The 16,404-nt window shown below is 57.8% G+C and carries 18 protein-coding genes; 4 read left to right on the forward strand and 14 right to left on the reverse strand.

Going from position 1 to position 16,404, the window contains the following annotated elements:
* Positions 1-144 precede the first annotated feature (144 nt).
* Positions 145-1,707 carry a murein biosynthesis integral membrane protein MurJ gene (murJ, locus tag I6L32_RS03965; protein WP_049636460.1) on the reverse strand — a complete coding sequence of 521 codons (1,563 nt, stop codon included), beginning with the start codon at positions 1,705-1,707 and terminating at the stop codon, positions 145-147.
* Positions 1,708-1,898: 191 nt separating this feature from the next.
* On the opposite strand from murJ, the gene rpsT reads away from it, so the two are divergent.
* A complete protein-coding gene (gene rpsT / locus I6L32_RS03970; protein WP_005308808.1) occupies positions 1,899-2,162 on the forward strand; it encodes a 30S ribosomal protein S20 in 264 nt (87 codons plus the stop codon).
* Positions 2,163-2,210: 48 nt separating this feature from the next.
* On the opposite strand, the gene I6L32_RS03975 is transcribed toward rpsT, so the two are convergent.
* The 8 genes from I6L32_RS03975 to rppH form a co-directional block, all read right to left on the reverse strand.
* Positions 2,211-2,513 carry a metalloregulator ArsR/SmtB family transcription factor gene (locus I6L32_RS03975; protein ID WP_042878863.1) on the reverse strand — a complete coding sequence of 101 codons (303 nt, stop codon included), beginning with the start codon at positions 2,511-2,513 and terminating at the stop codon, positions 2,211-2,213.
* 48 nt (positions 2,514-2,561) lie between these two features.
* Positions 2,562-3,494 (reverse strand): transcriptional activator NhaR, encoded by a 933-nt coding sequence (nhaR, locus tag I6L32_RS03980; protein WP_010673095.1) that lies wholly within the window; start codon positions 3,492-3,494, stop codon positions 2,562-2,564.
* On the reverse strand, positions 3,481-3,861 hold the full coding sequence (locus I6L32_RS03985) for a hypothetical protein (protein ID WP_174219042.1): 381 nt from the start codon (positions 3,859-3,861) through the stop codon (positions 3,481-3,483). Before I6L32_RS03985 ends, nhaR begins: the two co-directional genes overlap by 14 nt.
* Positions 3,862-3,881: 20 nt before the next feature.
* Positions 3,882-5,072 carry a Na+/H+ antiporter NhaA gene (nhaA, locus tag I6L32_RS03990; protein ID WP_049636461.1) on the reverse strand — a complete coding sequence of 397 codons (1,191 nt, stop codon included), beginning with the start codon at positions 5,070-5,072 and terminating at the stop codon, positions 3,882-3,884.
* Positions 5,073-5,350: 278 nt separating this feature from the next.
* Complete coding sequence (gene thyA / locus I6L32_RS03995) at positions 5,351-6,145, reverse strand: thymidylate synthase (protein WP_039039983.1); 795 nt, start codon at positions 6,143-6,145, stop codon at positions 5,351-5,353.
* Positions 6,145-6,969 (reverse strand): prolipoprotein diacylglyceryl transferase, encoded by an 825-nt coding sequence (gene lgt, locus I6L32_RS04000; RefSeq protein WP_043153049.1) that lies wholly within the window; start codon positions 6,967-6,969, stop codon positions 6,145-6,147. The genes thyA and lgt overlap by 1 nt, the downstream gene beginning before the upstream one ends.
* Positions 6,970-7,035: 66 nt before the next feature.
* A complete protein-coding gene (ptsP, locus tag I6L32_RS04005; RefSeq protein WP_041214477.1) occupies positions 7,036-9,315 on the reverse strand; it encodes a phosphoenolpyruvate--protein phosphotransferase in 2,280 nt (759 codons plus the stop codon).
* 13 nt (positions 9,316-9,328) lie between these two features.
* Entirely contained in the window at positions 9,329-9,856 is a 528-nt protein-coding gene (gene rppH / locus I6L32_RS04010) for an RNA pyrophosphohydrolase (protein ID WP_010673089.1), read from the reverse strand.
* 731 nt (positions 9,857-10,587) lie between these two features.
* Here rppH and mutH point away from each other — a divergent pair.
* Positions 10,588-11,262: a DNA mismatch repair endonuclease MutH gene (mutH, locus tag I6L32_RS04015; RefSeq protein WP_216944727.1), complete on the forward strand. Its 675-nt coding sequence runs from the start codon at positions 10,588-10,590 to the stop codon at positions 11,260-11,262.
* Between the two features lie 83 nt (positions 11,263-11,345).
* Positions 11,346-11,675: an isoamylase early set domain-containing protein gene (locus I6L32_RS04020; RefSeq protein WP_103260846.1), complete on the forward strand. Its 330-nt coding sequence runs from the start codon at positions 11,346-11,348 to the stop codon at positions 11,673-11,675.
* A 102-nt stretch (positions 11,676-11,777) separates the two neighbouring features.
* Here the strand turns inward: I6L32_RS04020 and rplS are convergent, their stop codons facing one another.
* The 5 genes from rplS to ffh all read right to left on the reverse strand — a co-directional run bounded on the left by rplS (position 11,778) and on the right by ffh (position 15,295).
* The gene (rplS, locus tag I6L32_RS04025) at positions 11,778-12,125 is read right to left on the reverse strand and encodes a 50S ribosomal protein L19 (protein ID WP_005313505.1); all 348 of its coding nucleotides are present in this window, start codon (positions 12,123-12,125) and stop codon (positions 11,778-11,780) included.
* Positions 12,126-12,157: 32 nt separating this feature from the next.
* A complete protein-coding gene (trmD, locus tag I6L32_RS04030; protein ID WP_010673086.1) occupies positions 12,158-12,907 on the reverse strand; it encodes a tRNA (guanosine(37)-N1)-methyltransferase TrmD in 750 nt (249 codons plus the stop codon).
* A gap of 34 nt (positions 12,908-12,941) precedes the next feature.
* Positions 12,942-13,463 (reverse strand): ribosome maturation factor RimM, encoded by a 522-nt coding sequence (rimM, locus tag I6L32_RS04035; protein WP_216944728.1) that lies wholly within the window; start codon positions 13,461-13,463, stop codon positions 12,942-12,944.
* Between the two features lie 24 nt (positions 13,464-13,487).
* The gene (rpsP, locus tag I6L32_RS04040) at positions 13,488-13,736 is read right to left on the reverse strand and encodes a 30S ribosomal protein S16 (RefSeq protein WP_010673084.1); all 249 of its coding nucleotides are present in this window, start codon (positions 13,734-13,736) and stop codon (positions 13,488-13,490) included.
* Between the two features lie 179 nt (positions 13,737-13,915).
* Positions 13,916-15,295, reverse strand: coding sequence for a signal recognition particle protein (gene ffh / locus I6L32_RS04045; RefSeq protein WP_010673083.1), 1,380 nt, complete (start codon positions 15,293-15,295; stop codon positions 13,916-13,918).
* 285 nt (positions 15,296-15,580) lie between these two features.
* On the opposite strand from ffh, the gene ccsA reads away from it, so the two are divergent.
* Complete coding sequence (gene ccsA / locus I6L32_RS04050) at positions 15,581-16,372, forward strand: inner membrane protein YpjD (protein WP_039040017.1); 792 nt, start codon at positions 15,581-15,583, stop codon at positions 16,370-16,372.
* Positions 16,373-16,404 lie beyond the last annotated feature (32 nt).

A 16,404-nucleotide genomic window follows, 5' to 3' on the forward strand; every position in this document is an offset into this window, starting at 1 on the left:
CCTGCCGTTGACCCGATTTAGCCATCCCGCTCGCTTCTCGGACTCGGCCAGGAGCATCGCACCTCGTTGGCGGGCCAACTCGACAGCCCCTGAGACCGCTCCCCCATCTCCCCTGTACTGTCCCCCTCCCTTGCTGCTGGCTCCTTATTGCTGACCGGCTCTCAGGTGCCGTGGCCGGATCCCCAATGCCAAGAGGACAATGCCATACAACGCTCCGCCCAGGCAGAGCAGCAGGGTCAACTCCAGGCTGGCCTTGCCCATGCTCCAGGCACCCCATTGGGCGAGCTCCGGTGACAGATAGGCCAGAAGCCCCCCCATCAAGACCGTTGCCGCCAAGAGCTTGAGGCAGAACAGCCCGGTGTTGCGGGAAGGGCGATAGACATCCTGCTGATAGAGCCCCTTGAACAGCAGTACGGCGTTCAGCGTGCCGGAGCAGGCGGTCGCCAGCGCCAGCCCGACGTAGCCGAGCGGATAGATGAAAATAAGGTTGCACACCATGTTGGCTACCATGGCCATGATGCCGATACGCACCGGCGTCCTGGTGTCCTGGCGGGCGTAATAACCGGGGGCCAGCACCTTGATGAGCATCAAGGAGAGCAGCCCCGTGGTGGAGGCCAGCAGGCTGGCACTCGACATGCTCACCTCGTGCAGACCAAACTCACCGCGCATGAAAAGCACCCGCAGTATGGGCTCGCGCAGCACGGCGATACCGACCATGGCTGGCAAGCCGAGCAGCATCACCATGCGTACTCCCCAATCCATGGTGCGAGAGAAATCCGCCGGATCCGCATCCACGTGTTTCCTGGCCAGGGCAGGCAGTATCACCGTGCTGATGGCCACCGCAAAGAGACCGAGGGGAAACTCCAGCAACCTGTCCGAGTAATAGAGATAGCTGATGGCACCGGTGGCCAGAAACGAGGCCAGCATGGTGTTGATCAGCAGGTTGATCTGGCTGACCGACACACCGAACAGGGCCGGGATCATCAGGGTACGGATCTTCACCACCCCGGGATGGTGCCAACCCCACTTGGGCCAGACCAGCATGTTGAGCTGGCGCAGAAAAGGATACTGGAACAAAAACTGGACCAGACCGCCGAGGAAGACACCGATCGCCAGGGAGATCTCGGGGCGCTCCATCAAGGGCGCGATCCACCAGGCCGCTGCAATCATGGTGATGTTGAGGAACACCGGCGTGAAGGAGGACACGGCAAAACGGCCAAAGGTATTGAGAATGGCCCCCGCCATGGCGGTAAAGGTAATGAACCAGAGATAGGGGAAGGTGATCTTGAGCATCAGACTGGCCAGCTCGAACTTCTCCGCCGCCGGTCCGCCGTGCAGCCAGTCCCAGAACCAGCCCCAGCCAAAGAGGGCCGTCAGGACACCGGAACCCAGCACCCCGAGCAAGGTGACCACGGTGACGATACCACCCAGGGTGCCCGCCACCGCCGCCAGCAACTCGCGAACCGCCTGCTCGTCACCGTTTTTCTTGTACTCCGTCATCACGGGCACGAAGGCCTGGTTGAATGCCCCTTCGGCAAAGAGCCGGCGCAAGAAGTTGGGAATGCGATTGGCGAAGAAGAAGACGTCTGCGGCCACCCCGGCACCGAGCAAATTGGCGATGACCACATCGCGCACCAAGCCCATCACACGGGATGCCAGCGTCATTCCGGACACTATCATGCCGGATTTGATCAATTTCTTACTCAAGACGAGGCCTCTGGAACTGTCGGAAAGAAAAGAATGCTGTTAGAATCGGCCGACAGTTTAACCGTCTCCCATCTGACACACCACCGGGGGGCGGTGTTTATTTGCACAAATCATTTGACAATATGTGGTTGGGAAGGCATATTTCCGGGCCTTTTCAATACACTCGCTAAGACAGTTTTAGGAGTTTTACCTTGGCTAACATCAAATCTGCTAAGAAGCGTGCTCTTCAGTCAGAGAAACGTCGTCAGCACAACGCCAGCCGTCGTTCCATGACCCGTACCTACCTGAAGAAAGTGATCGCTGCCATCGCCTCTGGTGACAAGGCTGCTGCCACTGCCGCTTTCGCTGTTGCTCAGCCGATCATGGATCGTATGGCGACCAAAGGCCTGATCCACAAGAACAAAGCTGCTCGTCACAAGAGCCGCCTGTCTGCCCAGATCAAAGCCATGGCTTAATCAGCATCCGCTGATGAAAGCTGAAAAAACCGGCCTAGTGCCGGTTTTTTATTTGGGGTCGCTACAGTACAGTCTGTGCAACAATCCGATCATCTCGCGCACCTCATGGCTGCGCAGGGAGTAATAGACCGTCTGGGCTTCCTTCCTCGTCGCCACCAGCTCATCCCGGCGCAACACCGCCAGATGCTGCGACATGGCTGACTGGCTCAATCCCAAGACCTCGTTCAGCTCGCCGACCGACAGCTCCCTATCCAGTAACTGGCACAAGATAAACAGCCGTCGCTCATTGGCCAATGCCTTGAGCAGGGTGACGGCACGCCCGGCATTCGCTTCCATCTCTTCCAATCGCATCTCACCCTCCTCTTCCAAGACTGGCATCATAGCGCCGTCACCCTCGATTTAAAACGAGAGGCTTGCCGGCTGAATGGCCGTGAAATCCTCCTGCCCCGCAAAAAGGAAGGAGAAATCACTCTCGCATACCCGCTTGACCGCAGGATGCTGGATCATCCGCTCGGCAAAGATGACGTAATACTCCTCCATCAGATCCTGGGTTTCACCCAGCAGCATCACCTCCTCCCCCTCCAGGATCTCCTCCCGATAAATGGTCGGTGCCATGAAGATGCCCTGGTTAAAGAAGCCGAACGCCTTCATCAGCGCCGCATCGTCGAATTCTCCCAGAATGCTGGGGGAAATTCCCTGCTGCTCGAACCACTGGGTCAGTTGACGACCCATGGCGGTGCGACGGCCCGGGATGAGCAACTTGCGCTCTTCCAGGCAGGCAGGGAAAGGCTGGGAGGGCAGAGGCGCCTTGCAGAAGAAACTGACGCCGCATCCCCCCAGACGCTTGGACAGCAACCCGGCATGCTGGCTGGAGTCCACCGGGCAATCAGAGAGGATCATGTCGAGCTTGTGCTCGCTCAACTGCTCCAGGAGCAGTTCATGGGTCGACTCGAAGCAGCGCAGGTGAATGGAACCATCATTGGGGATCACGGAGAGCAGCACCCGGCTGGCAAGACGCTTGGAGAGTGCATCGGCGATGCCGACGTCGAACAGGATCTGGCTCTCCTTGCGGTAGTTGACGATATCCAGCATCTCGTAGGAGAGGCTGAACATCTTGTCTGCATAGCGAAATACCAGTTGGCCAAGCTCGGTGGCCTCAAGGGAGCGCCCCTTTCTGATCAGCAACTTGCCGCCAAGACGCTGCTCAAGCAGCTTGATCTGACCGGTCACGGTCTGTGGGGTCAAAAAGAGGGCTTCCGCCGCCTGCGTGACGGAGCCCTTCTTCTGAGTCATCCAAAAATAGTAGAGATGGTTGTAGTTAAGGTGTGACATCCGATGGGGTTCCCGCGCCAGGCGGGCTCCGGTAGCAGCTGAGTTCAACCGCCAGAATGTCATACATGTCGCTGATCGAGTCAACCTTGTTCGCGTCGAACTGTGCCTGCAGATGGGCCTTGAGACGACCGGCATCCGGCATTCGCTCGGTGCAGTAGCGCTTGTTGGACAGCTTGACTCGCTCGCCGGCACGACTGCTCAGTGCCCGTTCGGCGAAGGTCTCTCCGAACCGGGCTTTTACCTGTGAGTCCCCCAGCATGAGTGCGCTGTCGACCACCCCGTTGAGATAGGCAGAACAACTTGCCGAGGTGGCATCCTGCTGACAATCGGCCAGACTATCTGCCCAGAGTGCAGGGCTTGCCAGCATGACTAACCATCCTAGTTTTCTCATAACCCCTCCGTACTTTGATTCGCCTCCCGATTGGGCAGCGATATCCGCAGAGCGATGTAACCGATCACGGCCGCGAGTGTGGAACCTGCCAGGATCCCGAGGCGCGAGTAGCTGCCGTAGTCCAGTCCGCCATGCTCGAATGCCAGCGATGCGATAAACATCGACATGGTGAAGCCGATGCCACACAGGATGCTGACGGCAAAGATCTGTCTGAAGTTCACTCCTTGCGGCAATTGGGCAATGCCTGATTTCACTGCCAGCCAGCTGATGGTGAAAATCCCGAGCGGCTTGCCGACGAAGAGCCCCAGGATGATCCCCATGGGGAGCGGATTGAGCAGAGCCGAGAAGTAGACCCCCTCCAGCGATACCCCGGCGTTGGCGAAAGCGAACAGCGGCAGGATCAGGAAGGCGCTCCAGGGGTGCAGCACATGCTCCAGATGCTTGAGTGGCGATGCGTAACGCTTGCCGTTGAGGGGGATCATGAAGCCCACGATGACCCCCGCCAGGGTCGCATGGACACCGGACTTGAGCACGGCAACCCAGAGCACCAGGCCGACTAGCATATAGAGTCCAATCCTGTCCTCACCACGGCGATTCATCCAGAGCAAGGTCAGGGTGGCCACCACACCTATCGCCAGCGCAGTCAGCGACAGTTGCTGGGTGTAGAAGAGGGCAATGATGATGATGACCCCCAGATCGTCCATGATGGCCAGCGCCAGCAAGAAGACCTTGAGGCTGGTCGGTACCCGCTTGCCCAGCAGCGCCATGACCCCGAGAGCGAAGGCGATGTCGGTTGCGGCCGGAATCGCCCAGCCAGCACGGGTAGCCTCGTCTCCGTAGTTGAAGAAGCTATAGATGAGGGCCGGTGCCAACATCCCACCCACGGCGGCAATGGCCGGGAAGGTTGCCTGCACCCGGGAGGAAAGCGCCCCCTCCAGCATCTCTCGCTTCACCTCGAGACCCACCAGAAGGAAGAAGATCGCCATGAAGCCATCGTTGATCCAGAGCAGCAGCGGCTTGTTGATGTCGAGCGCCGCGATGCGAACCTGCACCTCGGTATTGAGGAAGCTCTGATAGTGTTGCGCCAGTGCCGAATTGGCCAGGCCGATGGCAAGCAGGGCGGCCAGGATCAGAATGATCCCGGAAGCAGACTCCAGTTTGAGAAAACGCTTGAATACATCGCTCATATCTAACTACCCATAAGATTCCATTTTTTCAGTCTAGGGCCCGAGTAGCTCAATGAAAAATCGTTTCTAACGGCCGATAACAACGGAAAAACCGAAAGCAAAACATATAATGCCTGCTATAAGCCGGTTACTACCCTCTTTCAAGAGCCTTCTCTCCACCCGGAACATCGCATATAAATTCACATAAAATGCAAAAGGCGCCCGCAGGCGCCTCTAACAGCTGAGTGTCAATTCATCGTCACCTGAGAGGCGGGACTCGCCCCAGGCTCATTACTTACTCAAATAGCGACAGGCGCCTTGATCCCAGGATGGGGATCATAGCCCTGGATCTCGAAATCCTCGAATCTGTAATCGAAGATGGAGTCAGGTTTGCGCTTGATCACCAGTTGCGGCAAAGGGCGCGGTTCACGGGTGAGTTGCAGTGCGGTCTGCTCCATGTGGTTGGAATAGAGGTGCACATCACCACCGGTCCAGACAAAGTCCCCCACTTCCAGATCGCACTGCTGCGCCATCATGTGGGTCAGCAGCGCATAGCTGGCAATGTTGAACGGCAGGCCAAGGAAGACATCACAACTGCGCTGGTAGAGCTGGCAGGAGAGCTTGCCATCCGCCACATAGAACTGGAAGAAGGCGTGACAGGGTGCCAACGCCATCTTGTCCAGCTCGCCCACGTTCCAGGCGGAGACGATGATGCGGCGGGAATCCGGGTTGTGCTTGATGTCATCCACCGCTTTCTGGATCTGGTCGATGACAGATCCATCGGCCGCTGGCCAGGAGCGCCACTGGGCACCATAGACAGGCCCCAGATCACCGTGCTCGTCGGCCCACTCATCCCAGATGCTGACACCGTGCTCTTTCAGATAGGCGGTGTTGGTATCGCCATTGAGGAACCAGAGCAGCTCATGAATGATGGAGCGCAGGTGGCACTTCTTGGTGGTCACCAGCGGGAATCCTTCCGCCAGATTGAAGCGCATCTGATGACCGAACAAGGAGACTGTCCCGGTGCCGGTGCGATCGGATTTGACGGTCCCTTCATCCAGAATTTTCTGCATCAGGTCGAGATAGGCACGCATTACTTCGCCTCCTTCGGTGCATTGCCGAACAGACGGGGCTGCTTGTAGGCGGCCCAGACCATGAGCCCCCCCGCCACTATCATCGGGGTAGAAAGGATCTGACCCATGCTGATCTCATTGAAGTAGAGACCCAGCTGGCTGTCTGGTTGACGAACAAACTCCACCAGGAAGCGGAACAGACCGTAGAACAGCAGGAACATCCCGGAAATGGCGCCACGGGGTGGGTGCTTGCGCCAGAACAGGTTCAGGATGATGAAGAGCACCACCCCTTCCAGCGCGAACTGATAGAGCTGGGACGGGTGACGCGGCTCGGGACCCGCCTCGGGGAAGATGATGGCCCAGGGGACATCGGTGACCCGCCCCCACAACTCGCCGTTCATGAAGTTGCCGATGCGGCCAACACCGAGGCCGAACGGAATCAGCGGCGCCACGAAATCCGCCACGGTGAAGAAGTGGCGCTGGGTTTTGTGGGCAAACCAGATCATGGCGGTGATCACCCCGATGAGACCGCCGTGGAACGACATGCCACCGGTCCATATCTTGAACAGATAGGTCGGGTCGGCGAGGAAGAGATCGAAGTTGTAGAACAGCACGTAACCGATGCGCCCGCCCAGGATCACCCCGAGGAAGCCATAAAACAGCAGGTCGGATACCTCGTTGCGGGTCCAGCCGCTATTGGGTGCATCGGCACGGCGACCAGCCAGCCACATGGCGAAGGCAAAACCGAACAGGTACATGAGACCATACCAGCGTACCGATAATGGTCCCAAACTGAATGCTACGGGATCAATCTGCGAGAAAACCCAATATCCGTCGTGCTGCATAGGCGGCCCCAATCATAAGAAAAGCCGCATTCTCCGATCATTCTTACGCAGTAACAAGGTGGAATATCAATCGGGCAGCCTGACCTTGTGCCCAGCCCGCAGCAATCCGCCCAGACCGTGTTCTTCCAGATAGCGGGCAAACAGGCCGCGCAGCACGTGAGGATTGTCATGCTTGAGACCATCCGCCATCAGCGCCTTCAACTCACCAAGGTCGGATTGCCGCAGCACGTATTTGATACGGGAGATGTTGTGGGTATTCATGCTGAAACGGCGATAGCCCATGGCCAGCAGCAGTAGCACACCGACCGGATCGCCAGCCAGCTCGCCACAAACAGAGACCGGCTTGTGATAGCGCCGGGAGGCATCGACCAGCAGTTGCAAAGCGCGGATCACAGCGGGATGGAAGGCATCGTAGATGCTGGCGACACGGGCATTGTTGCGATCCACCGCCAGCAGGTACTGGGTCAGGTCGTTGCTGCCCACCGACCAGAAGTCGATGAGCGGCGCCATCTCCGGCAGGATGTACAGCGCGGAGGGGACTTCGATCATCACCCCGAGACTGGGGTAGCGGATCACCGCATCGCGGCTGGCCGCTTCTTCCGACACCTCGCGCCACGCCTGATCCAGCAGACGACGGGAGGCCTTGATTTCACTGACGCTGCTGATCATCGGCAGCATGATGGCCAGATTGTCCAGCCCTTCGCTGGCCCGCAACATGGCCTTGAGCTGAACCAGGAAGAGCTCGGGGTGATCCAGGGTGAGCCGGATCCCCCGCCAACCAAGGAAGGGATTTTCCTCCACGATGGGGAAATAGGGCAGTTGCTTGTCCCCCCCCACGTCCAGAGTCCGCATGCAAACCGGGCGATCCCGATAGGTTTCCAGGATCCCGCGATAGCGGGCAGTCTGCTCCCACTCCGAAGGGAAGCTGTCCTGCAGCATGAAGGGGATCTCGGTGCGATAGAGCCCGACCCCGTCCGCCAGATGATTGAGGGAGATCTCGGTATCCGCACTCAGCCCTGCGTTGAGCAGCAGAGAGACCTTGGTGCCGTCGGCAGTCTCGGAGGGCTGGTTGTCGACGCTGCGCACCAGAGTGTCGAGTGCCCGCTCCTCACTCAGCAGTTGCCGGTACTCGGTCAGGATCACTTGGTTGGGTTCGATGAAGAGATCGCCGCTGTAGCCATCGATGACCAGAGTGCGACCGCCGATGTCACCGAGAGGCAGATCCACCCCCATGATGGCCGCCACCCCCATGGCACGGGCCAGGATGGCGGCATGGGAGTTGGTCCCGCCCTTGAGCGACACCACACCGCTCAGAAATTCCCTCGGGATCTCCGCAAGGATGGTGGCCGTCACTTCATCGGCGACCAGCACCACGGGTTCGCCGATGGTGAGCTGCTCGGGTTCGTCCTGCACCAGCCGGCTGATGAGCCGCTGGGCGATGTCTTTCACATCGGTGGAACGCTCCCGCAGATAGGGATCCTTCATCCCCTTGAACTGCTCTATCAGCCGATCGCTGATGAGTTTGACCGCGGAGATGGCGGTCCAGTGTTCCTTGCTGACCTTGTTGCGGATGGGCTTGATGTAGCCGGGATCGTTCAACAGGTGCAGATAGATGTCGAAGATGGCGACCGAGTCCTGGCTGTAGCTCTCGCGAAAGCGCAGTGCCAAGCTCTCCAGATCGTGGCGCACTTCCTCCACCGCCAGCTCGAGACGGGCAAGCTGCTTGGCATGATCCTCGTCCTTGCGCGGCGTGATGGTATTGAGCGCCTTGCGCGGACGCCACACCCAGGCCTTGGCGATGGCGATGCCACTCGCCCCGGCAATACCGCGCAGCGGCTTGCTCCAGTCGGTCTTCTGCAGCCACCCCTTGGCCTGGGCCTGGGCGATGCGGGCAGCCAGCTGAGCCGCCAGGGTGACCATGAAGGACTCCTCCCCCTCATCGAAGAGGCGGCTCTCCTTCTGCTGCACGACCAGAATCCCCACCACCTGACGCTGATGCATGATGGGAGCGCCGAGGAAGGAGCGAAACGCCTCTTCCGCCACATCGGGCAGGAACTTAAAACTGGGGTGAGAGGGGGCATCGGCCAGGTTGATCAGCTCTTCACGCTGACCCACCAGGCCGACGATACCCTGCTCGAACGGCAGGGTGGCCTTGCCCACGGCCGATTCGGCCAGACCATCGGTCGCAGCCAGTCGATAGCGGCGCATGTCCGGCTCGGCCACATAGACGGAGCAGCAGTCCACCGTCATGGCGAGCCGGGTCTGGCTCACCAATGCTTGCAAGGCCTGTTCGAGGGTGTTGGCCTCGGCCATGCTTTCCACGATGCGTCTGAGTTCCGTCAGCAACTAGTTGTGCTCCTTAACGCGAGCGGTTGCGCCGCCCATCTTTTCGGTTAGCCTGCACCACGGGGACTGGCATGGCCAGCGGGGCAAACTCCTTCATCACCCGGCGGTAAACCTCCCGCTTGAAAGAGACGACCTGACGAACCGGGTACCAGAAGCTGACCCAACGCCAATCATCAAATTCCGGGTGACCATGACAGCCAAACTGGATCCTGGACTCTTTGCCAGGATCGAGCTGCAACAAAAACCATTTCTGCTTCTGGCCAATACAGACCGGTGAACTGTCCCAGCGGACGAGTCGTTTGGGTAAGCGATACTTCAGCCAGTTGCGACTGGTCGCCAGTATGGTCACATCGTCCTGCTTGAGGCCTATCTCCTCATACAGCTCACGATACATGGCCTGTTCCGGCGATTCACCATCATCAACCCCCCCCTGCGGAAACTGCCAGGAGTGCTGCCCATAGCGCTTAGCCCACAATACTTGTCCGTCACGGTTACAGATCACGATGCCGACATTGGGACGAAATCCGTCACCATCTATCACGTGATCACCTTATAAAGGCTGAATCTATAACGAGATTGTTCCACATTCACCCCGTGGCGGCAAACAGGGACTGTCATCTTCCATTCATGAATAACTTGGCATTTCAAGCAAAGTTATAAACAAATTGAAGGTTCATGCTAGGCAAGTTGCCCACCCAGACTGTGCATAAACCTGTGATCAAGCAGGTATATACAGTAGTTTTATACTGTGGCATTGCACGGAAGCATATCATACCCGATTCACTTAAAAACAAAATATACATTTAAATACATAAGGTTATAGTTTGATTGCTGGATCAAGATCCATGTCTTTTGCCTAAGAGGATCCAGCCTGTCAATTGTGAACAAGTTCGACTGCTCAAAGATCCACCAAGACGGATTTATCCACAGATATGGCGCATTATCTGCACCGAAATGGCGCTGAAAATCGGCGTACTCTCACATTTATTTCTGGTGCCACGCTTCCTTTCACCACTTTACGCCAGTTATCCAAGATTTCTGTGGATAACTGTGTGCAACAGCTCGCACAAACCCTTGGACAACTCGTTTATGCGGGGAGCCGGTGGGCCAACATACTGGATAAATAAAGTAAAACCCTTTAAAATCATTTAGATATGTTGAATTCTGTCGCCCATGTCTCCCTGTGTATAGTCGGGCGAGGATCGGTTACAAAATCAGCGACACCATGCAAGGATCCGTATTGCGATGTCTATTATCTCCAGAGGAGCCCTCATGCCCGCCAATCCCCAGTCAGAACAAGAGCTGCTCAGTCGAGCCTACGCCATGGCGGGCTTCACTCTGGCCCAGCTTGCCGCAACGGCGGGCATCCCCGTACCGCGGGATCTTAGGCGTGACAAGGGCTGGACAGGGCAGTTGATCGAGTGGCAGCTGGGGGCCAGTGCAGGTAGCCGTCCCGAGCAGGATTTTCCGGATCTCGGTATCGAGCTCAAGACGATCCCCGTCGATCCTCAAGGGCGCCCGCTGGAAACCACCTTTGTCTGCGTGGCCCCCCTCATCGGGGTCAGCGGCCAGCGCTGGGAGGAGTCGAACGTGCGCAACAAGCTGTCGCGGGTGCTCTGGATCCCGGTGGAAGGCAGCCGCGACATCCCTGTCGGCGACCGTCGCGTCGGCATGCCGCTGCTATGGAGCCCGAATGAAGAGGAAGAAGGACTGCTGCGCCAGGACTGGGAAGAGCTGATGGACATGATAGTGCTGGGGGAAGTGGAGCAGATCAGCGCGCGCCACGGCCAGGTATTGCAGCTGCGCCCCAAGGCGGCCAACCGCAAGGCGCTGACCCGCGCCATCGGCCGCAATGGCCAACCCATCATGACGCTACCACGGGGCTTCTACCTCAAGATCGAGTTCACCCATCAACTCCTGCAGCGCCATTTTGCCCTCCCCCTTTGATCCTGTTTATCAACATCCTTGTCATAAAGTGATATAAAAATAACCAGCGCTACTTTCTTCGCAGCCAGTGACAAGGAGTCCATATGCCGATCAACAAGCAATTCCTCAAATCGCGTCCCGAGGTCAAGGTGACCTTTGCCGTCGAAAAGGAGGCCGCCGGTGATGCCGAGCAGGTCTTGCTGCTGGGTGAATTCAGCCAGTGGCAGCCCATTGAACTGAAGAGGATGAAAAACGGGGAGTTCAAGGCGACACTCAACCTGCCGACCGATGGCCCCAGCCATTTCGAGTATTGCTATCAGCTAGTGCAACCCGATGGTGAAACCCTTTATGACAACGACTGGGAGGCGGACGACTATGTGCCTGGCCCCTTCGGGCGTGACAACTCGGTGGTGCGGGTCAGCCAGCCCAGTTGAGCCAATACCCCGCACACGGATACAAAAAAGGCTCGCCATTGGCGAGCCTTTTCACTACCTGTCGAGCTTTTCGCCGACATACCGACACCAATTCGAATCGAATTAGTTGAGCTTCTCTTTGATACGAGCAGCTTTGCCGGACAGGTTGCGCAGGTAGTACAGTTTGGCGCGGCGAACATCACCACGACGCTTCAGTTCTACACTGTGGATCAGCGGAGAGTGAGTCTGGAATACACGCTCAACACCTTCGCCGTTGGAGATCTTGCGAACGGTGAAAGCAGAGTGCAGACCGCGGTTACGCTTGGCAATCACGATGCCTTCGAAAGCCTGCAGACGCTCTTTACCACCTTCTTTAACACGAACTTGAACACGTACGGTGTCGCCCTGGGCAAAAGCCGGGATGTCGGTACGCAGTTGCTCTTGTTCAAGCTGCTGAATAATCTTGCTCATTGTCTTTCCTTACCTAGGATAAACTGAAAACTCTACTTAACGCTGTCACGCACTTCGCGGACATACTCGGCAAGAAGTGATTCTTGCTCGTCAGTCAGAGCTAGGTTGTTAATAAGTTCCGGCCTTCTCTGCCAGGTTCGTCCGAGCGATTGCTTGAGTCGCCAGCGCCGAATCACTTCGTGATTGCCGCTTGTCAGCGCCTCGGGCACCGTCAGCCCATCCAACACCTCCGGCCGAGTATAGTGGGGATGATCCAGCAGCCCATCCGTGAAGGAGTCCTGCTCGGCACTGGCCTGATCACCCAAGACCCCCGGGACCAGACGCGAAACCGCATCGATCAGGGTCATGGCAGGCAACTCGCCACCACTTAACACGTAATCCCCGATAGACCACTCTTCGTCGACTTCGGTTTGTATCACGCGCTCATCGATACCTTCGTATCGACCGGCGACCAGAATCAGTTTCTGATTCGTCGCCAACTCGGTCACGCCCGCTTGAGTCAGCTTGCGTCCCTGAGGAGAGAGATAGATGACTTTCGCCCCGTCTCCCGCCGCTTGCTTGGCTGCATGAATGGCATCACGCAGCGGCTGAACCATCATCAACATGCCGGGCCCACCACCATAAGGACGATCATCGACCGTACGGTGTTTGTCGTGGGTGAAGTCCCGAGGGTTCCAGCACTCAATCTGCAGCAGGCCACTCTTGACGGCCCGACCCGTTACCCCGTGCTCGGTAATGGCTCGGAACATTTCCGGGAAGAGGCTAATGACCCCAATCCACATAAGAAACCTCCGGCACCCGTGTTAGCGCGGGAAACTAGAAACCAGGATCCCAATCAACTTCGATTGTTCGAGCAGTCAGATCAATATTCTTGATCACCTGCTCTTCCAGGAACGGTATCAACCGCTCCTTTGCACCAAAGGCATCTTTTACATTGGCCTCAACCACCAACACATCGTTGGAGCCGGTTTCCATCAATTCGGTCACCTTGCCCAGGTCGTATCCCTTGGTGGTTACCACGGTGCAACCAATGAGGTCACGCCAGTAGAACTCCCCTTCGGGCAACGCAGGCAACAGATCGGCGGGGACGCCAATCTCGACGTTGGTCAATGCCAGGGCATCCTCACGCACATCGATACCATCGAGTTTGCAGATCAGACCCTTGTTGTGACGCTTCCAGGATGACACCCGGATTTCACGCCACGCCCCGTTCTGATTGATCAGCCAGGGGTTGTAATCGAAAATCGCTTCGGCAACATCGGTGAAGGAGTTCACTTTAAGCCAGCCCTTGATCCCGTAAACGGTCCCCAGGGTGCCCAGAACTACAGGTTTGTCCACCTTAACTCCCTACCGTTTGGCTGATTAAGCAGCTTTGGCAGCGTCTTTGATCAGCTTGGCAACGCGGTCAGAAACAGCGGCACCAGTAGCAACCCAATGCTCGATACGAGCCAGGTCCAGGTTCAGCTTTTCAGCGTTACCAGCAGCAACCGGGTTGAAGAAACCGACGCGCTCGATGAAACGACCGTCACGGGCGTTACGGCTGTCAGCAACTACTACCTGGTAGAACGGACGCTTTTTCGCGCCACCACGTTGTAAACGAATGGTTACCATATCGTCCTCATAAACATCTAATGAACAAGGCCTGCAAATACGCAGACCCTAGCTTAAAATAAGCCGCGTAATTCTACTTGGATTCGTAATAATTGCAACCAAGCCAGCTATTTTTTGCGCAGGGATTGGCATGAAAAAGGCTCACCAGGGTGAGCCTTTCTGCCTGACCAGCAGGAAAATCAGAACGGACCGCGACCGCCACCACCGAATCCGGGGGGCAGCATGTTCTTCATCTGGCCCATCATCTTGCGCATGCCGCCCTTGCCGGACATCTTCTTCATCATGCGCTGCATCTCGGTGAACTGCTTGAGCAGCTTGTTCACATCCTGGACCTGCATGCCGGAGCCCGCAGCGATGCGGCGCTTGCGGGAGCCCTTGATGAGATCGGGATGGGCACGCTCTTTCGGCGTCATGGAGCTGATGATGGCCTCCATCCGCACGGTGAGCTTGTCATCCATCTGATCCTTGATGTTGTCCGGCAGGCCGGACATGCCGGGCAGCTTGTCGAGCATCCCCATCATGCCACCCATGTTGCGCATCTGGGCCAGCTGCTCACGGAAGTCTTCCAGGTCGAAGCCCTTGCCGCTCTTGACCTTGCTGGCCAGCTTGGCGGCTTTCTCCTTGTCGACGTTGCGCTCCACCTCTTCGATGAGAGAGAGCACATCCCCCATGCCGAGGATGCGGGAGGCGAGACGATCCGGATGGAACGGCTCCAGCGCGTCGGTCTTCTCGCCCATACCGATGAACTTGACCGGTTTGCCGGTGATGTGACGCACCGACAGTGCGGCACCACCGCGGGCATCACCGTCTGCCTTGGTAAGGATCACACCGGTGAGCGGCAGCGCCTCGTTGAAGGCCTTGGCGGTATTGGCGGCATCCTGACCTGTCATGGCATCCACCACGAACAGGGTTTCGACCGGCTTGATGGTGGCGTGCAGATCCTGGATCTCCGCCATCATTTCGCCATCGACGTGCAGACGACCGGCAGTATCGACGATCACCACGTCATAGAACTTCTTGCGCGCCTGATCGATGGCGGCAGTGGCAATGGCGATCGGTTTCTGGCTGGCATCACTCGGGAAGAAGTCGACACCGATGTCGCCCGCAAGGGTCTCAAGCTGCTTGATCGCCGCCGGACGGTAGACGTCCGCACTGACCACCAGCACCTTCTTCTTGCTGCGCTCCTTGAGCAGTTTGGCCAGTTTGCCGACCGTAGTGGTCTTACCGGCACCCTGAAGACCTGCCATCAGGATGATGGCAGGCGGCTGGGCAGCCAGGTTGAGCTGCTCGTTGGCCTCCCCCATCACGGTGACCAGTTCGCCATGGACTATCTTGATGAAGGCCTGGCCCGGGCTAAGGGATTTGGCCACTTCCTGGCCCACGGCTCGTTCCTTGACGCGCGCCACAAAATCGCGCACCACCGGCAAGGCGACGTCCGCCTCGAGCAACGCCATGCGGACTTCGCGCAGGGTATCCTTGATATTCTCTTCGGTCAGACGGCCGCGGCCGCTGACGTTGCGCAGGGTGCGCGAGAGTCGTTCAGTCAAATTCTCAAACATGACGCTTTCCGGTTCTTGGCGTGACACTGGGGGCATTATACCCCGGTCAGCACTCTAGGGACGATTACTCGCCGCTTGCCGCGGCGGCCTGCCATCGAACGGGCAGGTCAACAAATGGAGGGCAGTATACCCCAGTCAACGCCGGAGGACGATTATTCGCCGCACGGTGACCATCAACGCCTACTTATATGTGGGCAGTTAGCCTCTGGCACAACTGGCGAGCATATCTTGTGCAAGGTATACTGCCCCTCTTATCCATAAAGCTTGTTTGACAACGACCTGGTTATGATCGTGATCTCTGTTCTGGCCCTGGCGTTTTACCTGCTGGCCATCATCGCCTCACTGCACCTGCTGCTCAGCGCCAAGCCCGTCGGGCAAGTATCGCTGTTCGCCTGTGTCGGCCTGGCCCTGACCGCCCATGGCATGGCGGTGGGCAGCGAAGTGCTGGCCACCCATTCCGGCCAGAATCTCAGCATGTTGAACGTGGCGTCCCTGGTCAGCCTTATCATCAGTTGCTTTATGACCTGCGTCACCCGACGCTTCAACGGCTGGATCCTGCTGCCCGTCGTCTACAGTTTTTCAGCCCTGCTGCTGGCAGCCAGCGCGCTCATTCCCGGGCGCTACATCACCCATCTGGAAGCGCACCCCCAGTTGCTGCTGCACATAGGCCTCGCGCTGATGGCCTATTCGGTACTGATGATCGCCTGCTTGTTTGCCCTCCAGCTTGCCTGCCTGGACAGGCAACTGAAATCCAGAAAGATCAGTCACCTGCCAGCTATGCCACCCCTGATGACGGTGGAGAAGCGTCTGTTTCAGCTCATTTCCGCAGGTCTGCTGCTGCTGACTCTCTCCATCGCATCCGGCCTGTTCTTCCTGGAAGACATGTTTGCCCAGGGCAAGTCCCACAAGGCCATCCTCTCTATCCTGGCCTGGTGCGTCTACGCTCTGCTGCTCTGGGGTCACCATACCCGTGGCTGGCGCGGCCGCAAGGTCATCATGCTGAGCCTCATCGGCAGCTTCATCCTGACACTGGCCTATTTTGGCAGCCGCTTCGTCAAGGAAGTGCTGCTTAGCTGACATACGAACATTCCCAACCATCCTTACAGGAG

The sequence above is a fragment of the Aeromonas sp. FDAARGOS 1402 genome (genome assembly GCF_019046925.1).
GTDB classification, from domain to species: Bacteria; Pseudomonadota; Gammaproteobacteria; order Enterobacterales; family Aeromonadaceae; genus Aeromonas; species Aeromonas caviae.